This is a genomic window from Chungangia koreensis (genome assembly GCF_042651785.1).
GTDB classification, from domain to species: Bacteria; Bacillota; Bacilli; order Bacillales_A; family Planococcaceae; genus Chungangia; species Chungangia koreensis.
This window is the reverse complement of record NZ_JBHSEC010000019.1, coordinates 96,085-111,980: the sequence shown is the minus strand read 5'-3', so window position 1 is coordinate 111,980 and position 15,896 is coordinate 96,085. Positions and strand designations below refer to the sequence as shown.

At 43.7% G+C, this 15,896-nt stretch carries 17 protein-coding genes; all 17 read left to right on the top strand.

What is annotated here, in order from left to right:
- The first annotated feature begins 5 nt into the window (after nt 1-5).
- The 17 genes from ACFOZY_RS09670 (at nt 6) to atpA (ending at nt 15,875) form a co-directional block, all read left to right on the top strand.
- Nucleotides 6-581, top strand: coding sequence for a stage II sporulation protein R (locus tag ACFOZY_RS09670; protein ID WP_378154793.1), 576 nt, complete (start codon nt 6-8; stop codon nt 579-581).
- Nucleotides 582-596: 15 nt separating this feature from the next.
- Nucleotides 597-1,628, top strand: a complete 1,032-nt coding sequence (locus ACFOZY_RS09665) for an L-threonylcarbamoyladenylate synthase (RefSeq protein WP_378154791.1) — start codon at nt 597-599, stop codon at nt 1,626-1,628.
- 93 nt (nt 1,629-1,721) lie between these two features.
- Nucleotides 1,722-2,222, top strand: a complete 501-nt coding sequence (locus ACFOZY_RS09660; RefSeq protein ID WP_378154788.1) for a manganese efflux pump — start codon at nt 1,722-1,724, stop codon at nt 2,220-2,222.
- A 57-nt stretch (nt 2,223-2,279) separates the two neighbouring features.
- The gene (locus ACFOZY_RS09655; protein WP_378154785.1) at nt 2,280-2,720 is read left to right on the top strand and encodes a low molecular weight protein arginine phosphatase; all 441 of its coding nucleotides are present in this window, start codon (nt 2,280-2,282) and stop codon (nt 2,718-2,720) included.
- A gap of 2 nt (nt 2,721-2,722) precedes the next feature.
- Nucleotides 2,723-4,024 (top strand): methyl-accepting chemotaxis protein, encoded by a 1,302-nt coding sequence (locus ACFOZY_RS09650; protein WP_378154783.1) that lies wholly within the window; start codon nt 2,723-2,725, stop codon nt 4,022-4,024.
- A 639-nt stretch (nt 4,025-4,663) separates the two neighbouring features.
- Nucleotides 4,664-5,101: a ribose 5-phosphate isomerase B gene (gene rpiB, locus ACFOZY_RS09645; RefSeq protein ID WP_378154781.1), complete on the top strand. Its 438-nt coding sequence runs from the start codon at nt 4,664-4,666 to the stop codon at nt 5,099-5,101.
- Nucleotides 5,102-5,118: 17 nt separating this feature from the next.
- Nucleotides 5,119-5,700, top strand: a complete 582-nt coding sequence (locus ACFOZY_RS09640) for a TIGR01440 family protein (RefSeq protein ID WP_378154779.1) — start codon at nt 5,119-5,121, stop codon at nt 5,698-5,700.
- The gene (gene glyA / locus ACFOZY_RS09635; RefSeq protein ID WP_378154777.1) at nt 5,687-6,922 is read left to right on the top strand and encodes a serine hydroxymethyltransferase; all 1,236 of its coding nucleotides are present in this window, start codon (nt 5,687-5,689) and stop codon (nt 6,920-6,922) included. Before ACFOZY_RS09640 ends, glyA begins: the two co-directional genes overlap by 14 nt.
- Before the next feature lie 115 nt (nt 6,923-7,037).
- Nucleotides 7,038-9,236: an EAL domain-containing protein gene (locus ACFOZY_RS09630; RefSeq protein WP_378154775.1), complete on the top strand. Its 2,199-nt coding sequence runs from the start codon at nt 7,038-7,040 to the stop codon at nt 9,234-9,236.
- A 165-nt stretch (nt 9,237-9,401) separates the two neighbouring features.
- On the top strand, nt 9,402-10,031 hold the full coding sequence (gene upp, locus ACFOZY_RS09625; RefSeq protein ID WP_378154772.1) for a uracil phosphoribosyltransferase: 630 nt from the start codon (nt 9,402-9,404) through the stop codon (nt 10,029-10,031).
- Nucleotides 10,032-10,066: 35 nt separating this feature from the next.
- A complete protein-coding gene (wecB, locus tag ACFOZY_RS09620; protein WP_378156125.1) occupies nt 10,067-11,167 on the top strand; it encodes a non-hydrolyzing UDP-N-acetylglucosamine 2-epimerase in 1,101 nt (366 codons plus the stop codon).
- Nucleotides 11,168-11,693: 526 nt separating this feature from the next.
- Nucleotides 11,694-12,104, top strand: coding sequence for an ATP synthase subunit I (locus ACFOZY_RS09615; protein ID WP_378154770.1), 411 nt, complete (start codon nt 11,694-11,696; stop codon nt 12,102-12,104).
- 30 nt (nt 12,105-12,134) lie between these two features.
- Nucleotides 12,135-12,854, top strand: coding sequence for a F0F1 ATP synthase subunit A (gene atpB / locus ACFOZY_RS09610; RefSeq protein WP_378154767.1), 720 nt, complete (start codon nt 12,135-12,137; stop codon nt 12,852-12,854).
- A gap of 62 nt (nt 12,855-12,916) precedes the next feature.
- Complete coding sequence (atpE, locus tag ACFOZY_RS09605) at nt 12,917-13,141, top strand: F0F1 ATP synthase subunit C (protein ID WP_378154765.1); 225 nt, start codon at nt 12,917-12,919, stop codon at nt 13,139-13,141.
- Nucleotides 13,142-13,272: 131 nt separating this feature from the next.
- Nucleotides 13,273-13,806, top strand: coding sequence for a F0F1 ATP synthase subunit B (atpF, locus tag ACFOZY_RS09600; RefSeq protein ID WP_378154762.1), 534 nt, complete (start codon nt 13,273-13,275; stop codon nt 13,804-13,806).
- Nucleotides 13,803-14,339 carry a F0F1 ATP synthase subunit delta gene (locus tag ACFOZY_RS09595; protein ID WP_378154760.1) on the top strand — a complete coding sequence of 179 codons (537 nt, stop codon included), beginning with the start codon at nt 13,803-13,805 and terminating at the stop codon, nt 14,337-14,339. Before atpF ends, ACFOZY_RS09595 begins: the two co-directional genes overlap by 4 nt.
- Nucleotides 14,340-14,366: 27 nt before the next feature.
- Nucleotides 14,367-15,875, top strand: coding sequence for a F0F1 ATP synthase subunit alpha (gene atpA / locus ACFOZY_RS09590; protein WP_378154758.1), 1,509 nt, complete (start codon nt 14,367-14,369; stop codon nt 15,873-15,875).
- Nucleotides 15,876-15,896 lie beyond the last annotated feature (21 nt).

Genomic DNA, 15,896 nt, shown 5'->3' with positions numbered 1-15,896 from the left:
ACGATATGTTAGTAGATTACGATATTGAACGAGAATCAAAGAAAGAGAGTTTCATTCCTTTTATACAATTTGTGCTGATGATTTTGTTCATTCAGTGTTTAGTATATGTTTTGCCGGATTGGATGACGTCCTCCGCAGCAGAAGTGGACGAGGATACATTGAGATTCCGTATAATTGCAAATAGTAATTCAGATGTTGACCAGCAGTTGAAGGAAGAAATCCTTACAGGGATTGAACCTTTACTGATTCAGGCGATCAATTCGGAAGATATGCAGAGCAGTTTAGTTGAAATAGAAGAGGAACTTTTACAGAAGGCTACAGCAATTGCGAAAGCTGATGGAGAAACCGTAACATTTGGAAGGGAGCGGGCATTATTCCCGCCGAAACTATTGGGAGCGACGTTATATCCGCAAAATTATTATGATGCGTATGTAATGACAATCGGCAGTGGAAGAGGGGATAATTTCTGGTGCGCTTTATTCCCGAATGTATGTTATCCCGAACCGAAGGAAGAGCAACAAGCGGAAAAAGAGAAACCTAAATTTTTCGTCTGGGAATGGCTGCAAAAAGTATTTTCATAATTGAGGAGTTTTCTCATGCAAACCAAAATGATGGAAGTTAATGAAGAACGCAGCTACGAAATAGCTGCAGACTATTTAAATAATGGTGAGGTTGTCGCGTTTCCTACCGAGACGGTCTATGGATTAGGGGCTGTTGCCACAAATCAGGGAGCGGTCACGAAAATATTCGAGGCGAAGGGACGGCCTTCTGACAACCCGCTCATCGTACATATTGGCTCAAAGGAAGAAGTGGAAAAATACGCAGTGGAAGTTCCTGCACATGCCAAGGTCTTAATGGAACATTTTTGGCCAGGTCCTCTGACGCTCATCATGAAAGTGAAACCCGGTGTGTTGGCGGAGAATGTAACAGCGGGACTGGATACAGTCGGTATTAGGATGCCGGATCATCCAGTGGCGTTAAAGTTATTGCAAACTGTCAAACAACCGGTTGCGGCTCCAAGCGCGAACCGGAGTGGCAAGCCGAGTCCGACTGAAGCCGAGCATGTCTACCATGACTTGGAGGGTAAAATTCCTCTCATTCTTAACGGTGGAGCAACGGGGATCGGGGTGGAGTCAACAGTACTTGATGTTACTACCGCCACACCTGTCATTTTGCGTCCTGGCGGCGTGACGAAGGAAATGCTCGAAGAAATTATTGGACCTGTAGAAGACTCGATCCCGTTCGGTGTAGGGGAGAAAGAAGCGCCCCGTGCTCCGGGAATGAAATATCAGCATTATGCACCGGACTCTCCTGTGTATTTAATTGAACAAAATTACGAAAACATTGAACAAGCCATATCCGAGTTGCATAACGACGGGAAAAAAGTGGCGTTTATAGGCCCGGATGCCTTTTTGGATACGGGAGCGGACTGGTTTTTCTCGACAGGAAGTTTGGAGGACTTGTCAGAATTCACAAAGTCCCTCTATGCAGCGCTTCGTGCGTGCGATGATACAGAAGCCGACGTCATACTGGCTACTGCAACAAAAAGGGAAGGCGTCGGTGCCGCCATTATGAACAGGCTGGAGAAGGCGGCAGACCGAAAATGGTACAAGTTAGCAGAAGAATAAGATGAACAGACTTCCTTAAGCTGTAAAAAAGCTCGTATTCTCCTCAACCTTTTCGCATATTTTGAATAGATGCGAGAGATTGGGGAGATTTTTATGTGGCAGGAAATTGTGGCAGGTCTCATGACAGCCATTGACGTAGCAGTTATTTATGCATTATTGCCCAAGATGAAAGGTAGACTGCTGCTGTCGGTTTGGACGGGTATCTTAAATATTTTGATTCCGCTCGCCGGTTTTATTGCTGGAGAATGGTCAGTCCATTTTCTAATGGAATGGAGTATGTGGCTATCGGGAATTTTACTAGCGCTCGTCGGATTACATATGATGCTTCATGTTGAAAATAAGCCCGAGCCGCTCGTTTCGCCTTACATATTAGCCTTCTTCGTCAGCCTGGACACCTTTTCAGTCAGTGTTTCTTTTGGTATGCTTCAATTAGATAAATCGATATTCGTTCTAAGCGCAGGAATCTCAGCATGTGTACTTTCTTATGCCGCGCTATATTTGAGGACTTCTGTCCCATTGCTGCGCAGCAGACTTTTGAAGCCATTAGCTGGTCTCGGATTAATAATTATCGGAGTACTGTCATTTTTTCGTTAAATTTAGATATCCTACTAAACTACTATACAGTTTATAATTCAAATAGAGGTGCCAATAATGAATATCTATTTTGTGTGTACGGGCAATACTTGCCGAAGTCCGATGGCAGAAGCCATATTAAGAGCTAAACAATTGGAAGGCATTAACGTTAGATCAGCTGGAGTTTATGCGATGGATGGCGGTTCGATCTCCGCGAACGCGGAAACGCTTATTCTTGGAAACGAACTTCCCTATTCCCCTATGTCCAGACAACTTAGTAAACAGGATGTGCAATGGGCTGATTTAATCTTAACAATGACCGCATCCCACAAGCAGGCGTTGTGTGGATCATTCCCTGAGGCGAAAGAGAAAACTTTCACCCTAAAGGAATATGTATCACCACATGGCTCAATGGATGTTTCGGATCCTTTTGGTGGGGACCTCTCCGTATACCAACAGACATTTTCGGAATTAGAGCAACTTATGGATCAGTTAGAGAAAAAACTACTGGAGGAATAATTGTGTCTCAGGTGAAACGGAAACATGCATTTGGGTTGAAGAAGAAATTAGTTTTGTTCGTTACTGTTCTTGCAATCATTACCTATACTACGTCAGCGGTCTTTATCAATTACATACAGCCGGCATTTTTCCCGGATGTAAATCGGCTTTTATTTGAAATTATCACTTATACATTAGGTGTTACGTGGACAGCCATTTTAGGTGCAGTATTCAGTGTCTTCATCATCCGCAATCTTCAAAAATTGGAGGCGGCAGCTAATCGGGTTGCTGACGGCCAAATCGGAGTCGATGTCGAATTGCCGAATTCGTCCGATGAAATCCACTCTGTTGCTGCAGCGTTCCAGTTGATGCTGACGAACTTGCGGGAAATGGTCGAAAGCATAGAAACAAATTTCGATCAAACGAAAAGTACCGTATTGAAGCTTTCTTCGGAAGCACAAACCGCTTCCACACAAGCGGATACCATTTCAATGACGATCACTCAGATTTCTGAAGGTGCAGAAGGCTCTGCTGCTGCAGTGTTGGAAACAGCTGAAGCGGTGGAAGACATCCGGACACTTGTGGCAGAAGTGAATGAACGGGCTGAGCGATCTTCCCTTCATTCCAAAGAGATGCTGACCGAACTTGGACAAGCCACTCAAGCCATCCGCTCTTTGGTGGAAGGAATCAAAACAATGGCCGCCGGAAATGAAAGTGCATTAAAGAACATCCACCAATTAGAACAAAATGCGATGCAAATTGAACAGATTGTCCAGCTTGTCGGTAACATAGCAGCACAAACGAACCTTCTTGCGTTAAATGCTTCCATCGAAGCCGCGCGCGCAGGTGAACATGGCAAAGGGTTTGCGGTTGTAGCGGAAGAAGTTCGCCAGCTTGCTGATGAAAGTGCGAAAGCTGTTCAAGGAATTACCGGACTGATTCAAAACATCCAATCCGATGTGAAGACAGTCGTCCGCCAAATGACAGAACAAGTAAACTATGCCGCGAAGGAAGCGGAACGTGTAACTGAAACGAATACCGCTGTCGAAGGCATGTCCGAGAAAGTTCACCAGATGGCCGACTCCGTTGTGGAGATTACAGGATTAGTAGAGAAACAGCTGGCCCATATTGAGGTGACCGCGAGACAATCACAAGAAGTGGCAGCCATCGCGGAAGAAACATCTGCGGGTGCTGAGGAAGTACGAAGCTCGACAGAAGAACAAGTCCGTTCCATCGGGCATGTTGAAGAGCTTTCGGAAGAATTAAAATCCCAATCAGAAGAATTGTATAATGTGATCCGCCGATTTGATTTAACAAAATCATGAGGATGAAAGCTGCTTCGCTTTTAAGTGGAGCAGCTTTTTTGATGTTTTTTGTTCTTTTGAAACGGGAGTGGACCTCCATTGTTTAGTGTTGGTTGGAAAGTTTTTGAGGATGGTTGGAAAGTTTCCCATAATGGTTGGAATGTTTCCCGTAATGGTTGGAAAGTTCTTAGGGATGGTTGGAAAGTTTCATGGTTTAGTTGTAAACTTTCACGATTTGGTTGGAAACCACTGCTTTTTAAAGTTGAATCCTCTACAAAATTCAATTTAGCCGATAATTGGTGGTCCATTTTATTTGGTTGTAGACTTCGGTCAGATGGTTGTACACTTTCGCTGATTGGTTGTACACTTCGGTCAGTTGGTTGTACATCTAAAGCATTTGGTTGTAAACCCCTGCTTACAAGGTGAATCTGCTACATAGGATTAATTTTCTTTTAGTTGTACGCCCGCGCTGTTTAGTTATACACATCGGAGTTTTAGTTGTAAATTTCATTCGAATAAATAAATCTATAAATAAATCACCCCGGAAATACCTTATACTCCGATCCGCCCCACTCATTTTTTTCCACTCCCACGTTTGTGTCTTTTTATGTTCGGAAATGGTAAGATGGAAGGGAAAATAAGTTGAAAAGAGGGTCTATTATGAAAGTCGCAATTTCTTCTGACCATGGCGGCAATCGTCTGCGCCATGAAATCATGAATTTATTGACCGAGCTAAAAGTGGAATACGACGATTATGGGCCACAGTCGGATGATTCTGTGGATTATCCAGATTATGCAAAAGATGTAGCAGAAGGGGTAGCGAGCGGGAAATATGATCGCGGAATCCTCATTTGCGGCACTGGAATCGGCATGTCGATCGCAGCCAATAAGGTCAAAGGCATCAGATGTGCATTAGTCCATGACGTCTTCAGTGCGAAAGCTACTCGCGAGCATAATGATTCCAATGTTTTAGCAATGGGCGAACGCGTTATTGGTCCAGGCCTTGCAAGAGAAATCGTGCAAACATGGCTTGGAGGGAAATTCGAAGGCGGCCGCCACGAAAAACGTATTGAAAAGTTAATGGATCTCGAAAAATAAGCGGAGGGGTGAGCGGGATGGATGCCCAGCGGTTATGGCAGCTTCAGTTGGAACAGAGTTTAGGTGAAATCGAAGAGCAGGTTGAGTTTCAGCCGAAGCAGTTATTCGTGATCGGCTGTTCGACATCAGAAATTGCCGGTCACCGGATTGGAACGAAAGGCGGACTGGATATTGCGGAGGCGATGTATAAACCGTTAAAGGATTTTGCCGAACGCAATAAGTTGTTCTTAGCTTTTCAAGGTTGTGAGCATATCAACCGGGCGCTGACAATGGAGCGGAAGGCGGCAGAGTTTTATCATTTGGAACCGGTTACGGTGGTCCCTGTACAAAAAGCAGGAGGCTCCATGTCGGCTGTCGCTTACACCCATTTAAAAGATCCGGTAGTTGTCGAATCAGTCCTTGCACACGGAGGAATCGATATTGGACAAACACTGATCGGCATGCATCTGAAACCGGTGGCCATCCCGATCCGTACTTCGATCAAGCAAATTGGGGATGCGATTCTCACCGCTGCAACAACGAGACCAAAGCTAATAGGTGGTATTCGAGCAGTTTACACTAAAGATGAAGGGGAGTTATTTGAGGATGGAGAAGATTAAGATTCAAGATCAAGAAGTATTTGAAGCGATGGAAAAAGAGAAGAAGCGCCAGCAGGCAAATATCGAATTGATCGCTTCCGAGAACTTTGTTTCTGAAGCAGTAATGGAAGCTCAAGGTTCAGTATTGACCAATAAATACGCCGAAGGCTATCCAGGGCGCCGATACTATGGCGGATGTGAATACGTCGATGTCGTTGAAAATATTGCTCGTGATCGCCTAAAAGAAATTTTCGGAGCGGAGCACGCGAACGTGCAGCCGCACTCCGGCGCGCAAGCGAATATGGCAGTCTATTTCACAGTTTTAGAGACAGGCGATACAGTTCTCGGGATGAATCTTTCTCACGGCGGTCACCTGACTCACGGCAGTCCTGTTAACTTTAGTGGGATTCAATACAACTTTGTAGAATATGGAGTTACCGAAGAATCGGAAACGATAGACTACGAGGATGTGCGTAATAAGGCAATTGAACATAAACCGAAACTGATTGTTGCTGGGGCAAGTGCGTATCCACGTCAAATCGATTTTGCCAAATTCCGTGAAATCGCGGATGAAGTCGGTGCTTACTTCATGGTAGACATGGCACATATCGCTGGTCTTGTTGCTGCAGGAGAACATCCAAATCCTGTACCGCATGCTCACTTTGTCACATCTACTACACACAAAACGCTTCGTGGACCTCGTGGAGGCCTGATTTTATGTAAAGAGGAATTCGCTAAGAAAATTGACAAATCAATCTTCCCTGGAATCCAAGGTGGGCCTCTTATGCATGTCATCGCTGCAAAAGCAGTAGCTTTTGGCGAAGCGCAGCAACCTGAGTTCAAAACATATATCCAGCAAGTGGTGAAAAATGCGAAGACTCTTGCTGAAGCATTGCAAACAGAAGGAATTGACATCGTTTCCGGCGGTACTGATAACCACTTGATGCTACTAAACTTACGTTCTCTTGGCATTACTGGTAAAGTGGCAGAGCATGTATTAGATGAAGTTGGCATAACGGTCAACAAAAATACAATTCCATTCGATACTGAAAGCCCGTTCGTCACTTCTGGCGTCCGTATCGGTACACCAGCTGTCACATCTCGCGGCTTCAAGGAAGAGGAAATGAAAGAAATCGCATCGATTATCGCGAAACTTCTAAAGAACCACGAAGATGAATCCGTGAAAGAAGAGGCGAAAAAACGAGTTGCAGCGATTACAGATCGCTTCCCGCTTTATTCCTAATCTTAAAACAATAATTAGCAAATAAATGAAAAAAGCTGTATTTGTTTTCCAACAAATATAGCTTTTTCTCTTATAATCTACTAAAATTGTTCAAGGAGAAAGGCGGTCATGACAAGTGGAAGACAGCAACCACAAAATTGAACAGGAAAGAGATGACTTGTACCCGTGGTTTTGCCGCTTCGGGGAACAATTTGATATTGGCTTCATCATCATTGATCCGATTCAACATACATTCCCGATCAGTTATGCCAATGAGGCATTCTTGGAAATGACAGGGTTTACGATGGATGATCTCATAGACAAGCCATTTAATTCATATGCCGGTCCTTTAACAGATGTGGAATATCATGAGGAATTAAAACGTCATTTAATTGAAGAAACATCCTATCATACGGAACTGATGAAATATAAAAAAGATGGCTCCCCTTTTTGGACAGAGATGGTCGTCGAGCCATTAAAAAATGCAGAAGGAAAGCTTCTATTCTTTGTAGCATTCGTATTCGACCGAACAGACCGGAAGAGAAATGAATCCCTTTTGAAAATGCAAGATATGATTCATACAAAAATTGATAAAGGCCATGCGCTCTCAGTGATCCTACAAGAAATTTGCAACACAATAGAAACCTTTTTCAATCAAGAGATACATAGTTCAATTCTTTTGCTGGATGAAGATCAGAAACTTCGATTTGCAGCAGCGAAGTCACTTTCCCAAGAATTTGTACAACAAGTGGATGGGATTGAAATTGGATTGAATAATGGAATATGCGGGACAGCTGCTTTCTTAAAAAAGCCAGTCATTTCAGAAGAAATTGAGAAAGAAGATTTATGGGATTTCAAACGCGATTTAATCCGTAAAAGTGGTTTCCAATCGGGTTGGTCTGTGCCGATTTTTAACGGAGATCAGCAGCTTCTCGGTACATTCGCTTTCTATTCATCCAATAAATTGAAACCTACAGATGACGATATCTTTTTTATCAACCAAGCGGCTGTATTGGTTTCCCTTGCACTCAAATATTCTAAAAGCCAGGAAGAGATTTTAAGACTGGCTTACACGGATACGGATACGGGATTATTCAATCGTCATTACTTTATAAATGAATTACATGATTTATTATCAGACCGCAAACATGGGTTTGTTGCGATTATTGAAGCGTATGAGTATCGCCAAATCAGCGACATTTACGGAAGGGAAGCAGGAGATGAACTCATCAGTCAGATGGCGAATCGTGTTAAGAAAACTTTTCACGGTTTCGATGATGTAGTAGCAAGATTTTCAAGCTCCTCGATTGTATTGGCAGGCTTATCACCCAAAAAAGAGGAAGACTTGCGCATACCTAATCTTTTGAAGATCGCCAGTGAACCTTATTTAGTGAACAATGAGAAAGTATATACAAGTGTTAAAATCGGGGTCGCATTTTTCTCGAAGAAAACAGATGAAGATGCAGAAGAACTCATCAGATTTGCAGATATGGCACTTTCGATTTCAAAGCGTTCTCCGGGGAATGCAATTGAAATCTTCCGTAATGAACATGATAAAGAAGCGAAACGTGAAATGAAAATCTTTAATCAAATTTCAAGTGCCCTTCAAAATGATGAATTCGAGCCATACTTACAACCTAAAGTCCAATTGGATACGGGTAAAATCATTGCATTTGAAGCATTGGCAAGGTGGAATTCTTCGGAGCTTGGATTTGTTCCCCCAGATGTGTTTATTCCGATGGCTGAGAACTTGGGGAAAATTTGTGAACTCGATCAACAGTTGTTAGGAAAAGTATTGAGGTGGCACCAGGATAGGAAAGCAAAAGGGCTCCCACTATACCAAGTTGCTGTCAATATATCTACAGCGCACTTCTTTGAGAAACGTTTCGTGCATGATGTCTTGGCACTTGTAAGTAAATCCGGCATTGATCCAAAATATATTCGTCTTGAGTTAACAGAGAGCATCGGCCTCGTTGACTTTGAAGAAGCGAAGAAAAAATTCAATGCATTGTTGAAAGCCGGAATTCACAGTTCCATCGATGACTTTGGGGTAGGTTTCTCATCTCTGAGCTATTTGCATCAGCTTCCGGTGAGTGAATTAAAAATCGATCGAAGCTTTCTTTTGAATATTAATGATCCAGGTAATGCCGCTACGGTCCAGACGATTATTCAGCTTTCCGGAAACTTGGACATGACGGCCATTGCAGAAGGGATTGAAGAAGAAGAGCAAATTGCGATTTTACGGGCAATGGGCTGTAATTATGGCCAAGGCTATTACTTCCACAAACCGATGGACATCGCTTCAGCTAATAAACTATTGGAGCAAATCAATTAATCGGAAATACCACTGCCAGTCCAATCAATATAGGGCTGGCTTTTTACTTTTCATATTCAAACTGAAAAAGAGAAATAAGTAGTTTTTACCTAAAAGGGATGACACGTAGTGTAGCGACAGATTTCTGCTATAATGGACAAGATATTAATAAAAGGAGCGACTTTCATGGGAAAAGTATACGTATTCGATCATCCGCTCATCCAGCACAAATTGAGCTTCATTCGCGACAAAAACACTGGTACAAAAGAATTCCGGGAGCTTGTTGACGAAGTAGGAACATTGATGGCTTATGAAATCACAAGAGAACTTACGCTTGAAGAAACAATTATCGAAACGCCCGTAAGCAAAGCAACATGCAATATCCTATCAGGGAAAAAGTTAGGGATTGTCCCGATATTACGTGCAGGACTTGGCATGATGGACGGCATCCTAAAGTTGATTCCAGCGGCAAAAGTTGGACACGTCGGACTTTACCGTGATCCACAAACATTACAGCCGGTTGAATATTACGTGAAACTTCCTTCTGATGTGGAAGAACGAGAATTCATCTTAGTAGACCCGATGCTTGCTACTGGCGGTTCCGCAGTGGAAGCAGTCAATTCCTTAAAGAAGCGCGGTGCAAAACATATCAAATTCATGTGCCTGATTGCTGCGCCTGAAGGGGTTAAGGTATTACAAGATGCGCATCCGGATGTAGATATCTACATAGCAGCGCTCGATGAAAAATTAGATGAACATGGCTATATCGTTCCAGGACTTGGCGATGCAGGGGACCGCTTGTTCGGAACAAAATGAAAGGTGGAGTTCGTGTGAGTAGAAAGTGGAAAGTAATGACGATTTTCGGGACACGACCTGAAGCCATTAAAATGGCACCATTAGTCCTTGAACTTGAAAAACATGAAGACGAAATCGAGTCTATTGTTACGGTCACTGCACAGCACCGCCAAATGCTTGACCAAGTCCTTGATACGTTTTCGATTAAACCGGATTACGACCTGAATATCATGAAAGACCGTCAAACGTTAATCGATGTGACGACACGTGCGTTGGAAGGGCTCGACCAAGTCATGAAGGAAGCCAAACCGGATATCGTGCTTGTCCATGGGGATACATCGACAACGTTTGTTGCGAGCCTCGCAGCATTTTACAATCAGATTGCGATTGGTCATGTGGAAGCAGGGCTACGGACGTGGAATAAATACTCTCCTTATCCGGAAGAAATGAACCGTCAGTTGACAGGTGTTTTAGCTGACCTTCATTTTTCACCGACAGAAGTGTCAGCAGGCAACCTGCGTGAGGAAGGGAAAAAAGAAGAAAGCATCGTCATCACAGGTAATACGGCAATAGATGCATTAAAGACGACTGTACGTGACGATTATTCTCATCCAGTATTGGAGAAAATCGGCACCGATCGCATGATTCTATTAACTGCACACCGTCGTGAAAACTTGGGTGAACCAATGCGTAACATGTTCAAGGCAATCAAACGGCTTGTCGAAGAACATGATGATGTCCAAGTGGTGTATCCCGTTCATATGAACCCGGCAGTTAGAGAGGTTGCAAACGATGTTCTTGGCAACGACCCTCGCATTCACCTGATTGAGCCGTTGGAAGTATTGGATTTCCATAACTTCGCTGCAAGGTCCTTTATCATCCTCACAGATTCAGGCGGTATTCAGGAAGAGGCACCGTCTTTAGGCAAGCCGGTGATCGTGCTTCGCGATACAACTGAACGTCCGGAAGGAATCAAAGCGGGCACTCTTAAATTAGCAGGCACAGACGAAGAAACGATTTACTCTCTTTCAAAAGAGCTTTTAACGGATGAGGTAGCATACAGCGCAATGTCAAAAGCGTCCAACCCTTACGGAGATGGAAAAGCTTCCGAGCGAATTGTTGCAGCTTTGTTGGAGTATTTGAATAAAGAGAAGTAAAGAGGATGGAATCCTAAGTTCGCCGCGTCGTGCGGGCCCGATGGGATGCTAAGTTCGCCGCGTCCTGCGGCAACGCATCCTTGACCCGCCTCGTGCTATCCTAAAAGAGACAGTTAAACACACTGTCTCCTTTCTATTACTATGAATCTTGAATTCTGAAATCAGAAATGTGAACTTCAGTTCATAAATTTGTCGACAATATGACAATCGACATGACCTTGTGAAGATTTTCACTACATTTAATTGACATCATTTTTTTGCTATTGTATGCTTACAAGGGTAACTATGACAGGGTTTTCTTCGTAACTACATAGACGTAAAAACACTGTTTATATGCTTTCTATCATACTCGTTGGAAGTAGGGATTTGCAAAAAAACCGATCAGGAGAACTTGTTCCGAATCGGCATTTTTTATGTAAATCGACTTATTACGACGTTCTCCGCATCGAAACTGTTCCGTTATTCAGCTGGAATATGGACAGCCCCACTTTTATGATCTGTCTGTTGGCTGAGTTGTTGGGCAGCTATGATGCAATCCATTCTAAATATTTCAGGAGACGAAACCATTATGCCGGAGCTGAAGCAAGTCTTTGCTATGCAAAGGAAATACATATTTTTTTTGCTCGCAATTTGTGCTTTGGGTTGGGGGTTCACCCCGTTTCAGGATGTGTTCCTGGGAATTGCATTGGGCTCGCTATTCGGGTTGTATAACTTTTGGCTCCTAATCCGTAGAATGGATAAATTCGATCGTGCAATGGATGAAGGGAAAAGAGCTTCCCTTGGCACCGGCATGCGGTTCGCATCGGGTGTGGCAGCGGCGGCAATCGCCATTTCGCTGCCGGAGTACTTCAACTTGGCCGCCACGGTCATTGGACTGATGATTCCGTACATTCTACTGTTGGTAGAAAGAATCGTATTTCATGTCAAAAACCATTAAATGCAACTGCGAAAGAGAGGTGAATGAAACGTGCATCATAAGAATCCTCTAGTGACAGATCCAATCTTTGGTCTTACATTCAACCTATCGACCGTATTCATGTTGCTTGTAACTGCCGTAATCGTATTCCTGATTGCCTTCATAGCAACAAGGAACCTGAGTTTGAAACCGACCGGCATGCAGAACTTCATGGAATGGATCATGGATTTCGTCAAAGGGATCATCAAAAGCAATATGGACTGGAAGACGGGTGGTAGTTTCCATGTTCTTGGTATTACACTCATCATGTTCATTTTCGTTGCGAACGTTTTAGGTCTTCCATTTGCAATCGTAATTAAAGACTACTTGTGGTGGAAATCGCCAACTGCCGATGCGTCCGTCACAATGACGCTTGCAGTCATGATTATCGTCTTGACTAACTATTACGGCGTAAAGGCGAAAGGTTTCAAAGGATATTTGGCTGACTTCGGAAAGCCGATGAAATTCTTGTTCCCTTTAAAAATCATTGAGGAATTCGCAAATACGTTGACACTCGGTCTTCGTCTTTTCGGTAACATCTATGCAGGGGAAATTCTGTTAGGCTTAATCGCGAAGGCAGGTACTGCAGCACTCGGATTAGGATTTATCGGAATGGTCATCCCAGGTATGGCGTGGCAAGGATTCTCGATCTTTATCGGGGGAATCCAAGCTTATATCTTTGTTATGTTAACGATGGTTTATATGTCTCACAAAGTGAGCCACGACCATTAATAATATAAATCCCCGGTTTCCGGGACAAAAAAACTACAACAATCCTTAGGAGGAATATAACAATGACAGGTTCAGTAGGTCTATTAGCAGCAGCAATCGCAATCGGTTTGGGTGCACTTGGTGCTGGTATCGGTAACGGTTTGATCGTTTCTAAAACAGTTGAAGGTATTGCTCGTCAACCAGAAGCTCGTGGTATGCTTCAAACTACAATGTTCATCGGGGTAGCACTAGTTGAGGCCCTTCCAATCATCGCAGCAGTTATCGCGTTCATCACACTAAACGGATAATTTTGATCAAAAAAATGGCGAAGAGTCGTTTTTACAATTCTTCGCCATTCCTTTATGCAAACTTATGAAGACGAAATTAATCTATTGAAGTTGATATAGAAACTCATGCTCTTGAAGGGAGTGAAACAATCGTGTTTTTAGACTACCTCGTACTGGGGGCTGCGGCCGGTGAAGAACCTGCTTTATTGAACACTGGTGATATTCTTGTGACGTTGGGAACCTTCATCCTATTGATGCTTCTATTGAAGAAGTTCGCATGGGGCCCGTTGATGGGTATCATGAAGCAACGTGAAGAATTGATTGCAGAAGAAATCGAAGCGGCGGAAAAAAGCCGGATCGATTCCCAAAAATATTTGGAAGAACAACGTGCATTATTGAAAGAAGCGCGTACCGAAGCACAAGCGATTGTTGAAAACGCAAGAAAGCAAGGCGATGCATCCCGCGAAGAAATAATTGCGACTGCACGTGCCGAAGCTCAGCGTTTGAAAGAATCCGCTGTTCTCGAAATCGAAACGGAAAAAGCGAACGCTCTTCGTGCTGTGCGTGAAGAAGTCGTTTCCATGTCCATCTTGGCAGCATCCAAAGTTCTGGAGAAGGAAATTTCCGAAGAAGAAAATCGTGCTCTGATTGAAGAGGCGATTGTGAAGGCAGGCGAAAGTCGATGAGCCGATCGGCTGTAGCAAAACGTTATGCAGTAGCTCTTTTTGAATTGGCACAAGAACATCAAATTCTGCAACCGGTTGTTGAAGATATCCGGGGAATACAGGCTGTCGTAAAGGCAAATCCTGAACTGAAACAATTGATGACTTCGCCGAAGATTTCATCTGAGCGCAAAAAAGGAATTTTAAGTGAATTGTTTGCAACAGCAAACCCACTTGTATTAAACACGCTTTATGTTTTACAAGATGCAAAACGCTTAGGCGAATTGAATGACTTCGCAGATGAGTTCGTTCTTCTTGCGAATAAAGCATTCGGCATCGCGGAAGCGAAAGTGTTCTCAACACGTCCTTTGTCGGAAGAGGAACGCAATTCGATTTCTACAGCATTTGCAGCGAAAATCGGTAAAACATCATTGCAGATTGAAAACGTCATCGAGCCGTCATTGATCGGCGGATTGCGTCTTCAAATCGGCAACCGTATATATGACAACAGCATCCGTACAAAACTTGACCATTTGAAGCGTCAATTGATCGGATAAATCAACTTTAATTGAGGGGTGACATACATGGGCATCAAAGCTGAAGAAATCAGCGCGTTGATCAAACAACAGATTGCGAATTACCAATCTGAGTTGGAAGTAAGCGATGTCGGTACAGTTATCTACGTCGGTGACGGTATCGCTCGTGCTCATGGCCTCGACAACGTCATGGCCGGAGAGCTTCTTGAGTTCTCTAACGGTGTCATGGGTATGGCTCAAAACTTGGAATCCAACAACGTTGGTATCGTAATCCTTGGTCCATTCACAGATATCAAAGAAGGCGATGAAGTACGTCGTACAGGTCGTATCATGGAAGTACCTGTTGGTGAAGAATTGATTGGCCGCGTAGTCAATCCACTTGGCCAACCAATTGATGGACTAGGTCCAATCAACACAACAAAAACTCGTCCAATCGAATCTCCTGCACAAGGCGTAATGGCACGTAAATCCGTCCATGAGCCATTGCAAACAGGGATCAAAGCGATTGACGCTCTTGTACCGATCGGCCGTGGTCAACGTGAATTGATCATCGGTGACCGCCAAACAGGTAAAACATCTGTGGCAATCGATACAATTTTGAACCAAGCAGACCAAAACATGATCTGTATCTATGTAGCAATCGGGCAAAAAGAATCCACAGTGCGCGGAGTTGTTGAAACTCTTCGTAAAAATGGAGCTCTTGACTACACAATCGTAGTTTCCGCTTCTGCATCAGAACCAGCTCCGCTTCTATACCTTGCACCATATGCAGGTGTATCGATGGCAGAAGATTTCATGTTCCAAGGCAAACACGTCTTGATCGTATACGATGATCTTTCAAAACAAGCTTCCGCTTACCGTGAGCTTTCCCTATTGCTTCGCCGTCCTCCAGGTCGTGAAGCGTTCCCAGGGGATGTATTCTACTTGCACTCCCGCTTATTGGAGCGTGCGGCTAAGTTGAACGAAACTCTTGGTGCAGGTTCGATTACAGCTCTTCCATTCGTTGAAACGCAAGCAGGGGATATCTCCGCTTACATTCCAACAAACGTAATCTCGATTACGGATGGACAGATCTTCTTACAATCCGACCTATTCTTCTCCGGAGTACGTCCAGCGATCAACGCGGGTCTTTCTGTATCCCGTGTAGGTGGTTCCGCACAAATCAAAGCGATGAAGCAAGTTGCCGGTACATTGCGTCTTGACCTTGCAGCATACCGTGAACTTGAAGCGTTCGCTCAATTCGGTTCCGACCTTGATGCAGCGACTGCTGCTAAACTTGAGCGCGGTGCACGTACAGTTGAAATCTTGAAGCAAGATTTGAACAAGCCGATGAAGGTTGAAAAGCAAGTTGTATCCCTATATGCACTAACACGCGGTTACTTGGATGATATTCCAGTCGGGGATATTCGCCGTTTCGAAGCCGAGCTTCTTAGCTGGTTAGATACAAACCACACGAACGTTTTAGATCATATCCGTACGACAAAAAATCTTCCATCAGATGAAGAGATGGCAAACGCGATCAACGAATTCAAAAAGACATTCGCTGTTACTGAATAAGATTTGGACGATATGAGGAAA

Excerpts from the sequence above, each read along its gene's own strand:
- ACFOZY_RS09670 (WP_378154793.1), top strand. The coding sequence starts at position 6 with ATGTTAGTAGATTACGATATTGAACGAGAATCAAAGAAAGAGAGTTTC.
- ACFOZY_RS09665 (WP_378154791.1), top strand. The coding sequence starts at position 597 with ATGCAAACCAAAATGATGGAAGTTAATGAAGAACGCAGCTACGAAATA.
- ACFOZY_RS09660 (WP_378154788.1), top strand. The coding sequence starts at position 1,722 with ATGTGGCAGGAAATTGTGGCAGGTCTCATGACAGCCATTGACGTAGCA.
- ACFOZY_RS09655 (WP_378154785.1), top strand. The coding sequence starts at position 2,280 with ATGAATATCTATTTTGTGTGTACGGGCAATACTTGCCGAAGTCCGATG.
- rpiB (WP_378154781.1), top strand. The coding sequence starts at position 4,664 with ATGAAAGTCGCAATTTCTTCTGACCATGGCGGCAATCGTCTGCGCCAT.
- ACFOZY_RS09640 (WP_378154779.1), top strand. The coding sequence starts at position 5,119 with ATGGATGCCCAGCGGTTATGGCAGCTTCAGTTGGAACAGAGTTTAGGT.
- glyA (WP_378154777.1), top strand. The coding sequence starts at position 5,687 with ATGGAGAAGATTAAGATTCAAGATCAAGAAGTATTTGAAGCGATGGAA.
- upp (WP_378154772.1), top strand. The coding sequence starts at position 9,402 with ATGGGAAAAGTATACGTATTCGATCATCCGCTCATCCAGCACAAATTG.
- wecB (WP_378156125.1), top strand. The coding sequence starts at position 10,067 with ATGACGATTTTCGGGACACGACCTGAAGCCATTAAAATGGCACCATTA.
- ACFOZY_RS09615 (WP_378154770.1), top strand. The coding sequence starts at position 11,694 with ATGATGCAATCCATTCTAAATATTTCAGGAGACGAAACCATTATGCCG.
- atpE (WP_378154765.1), top strand. The coding sequence starts at position 12,917 with ATGACAGGTTCAGTAGGTCTATTAGCAGCAGCAATCGCAATCGGTTTG.
- ACFOZY_RS09595 (WP_378154760.1), top strand. The coding sequence starts at position 13,803 with ATGAGCCGATCGGCTGTAGCAAAACGTTATGCAGTAGCTCTTTTTGAA.
- atpA (WP_378154758.1), top strand. The coding sequence starts at position 14,367 with ATGGGCATCAAAGCTGAAGAAATCAGCGCGTTGATCAAACAACAGATT.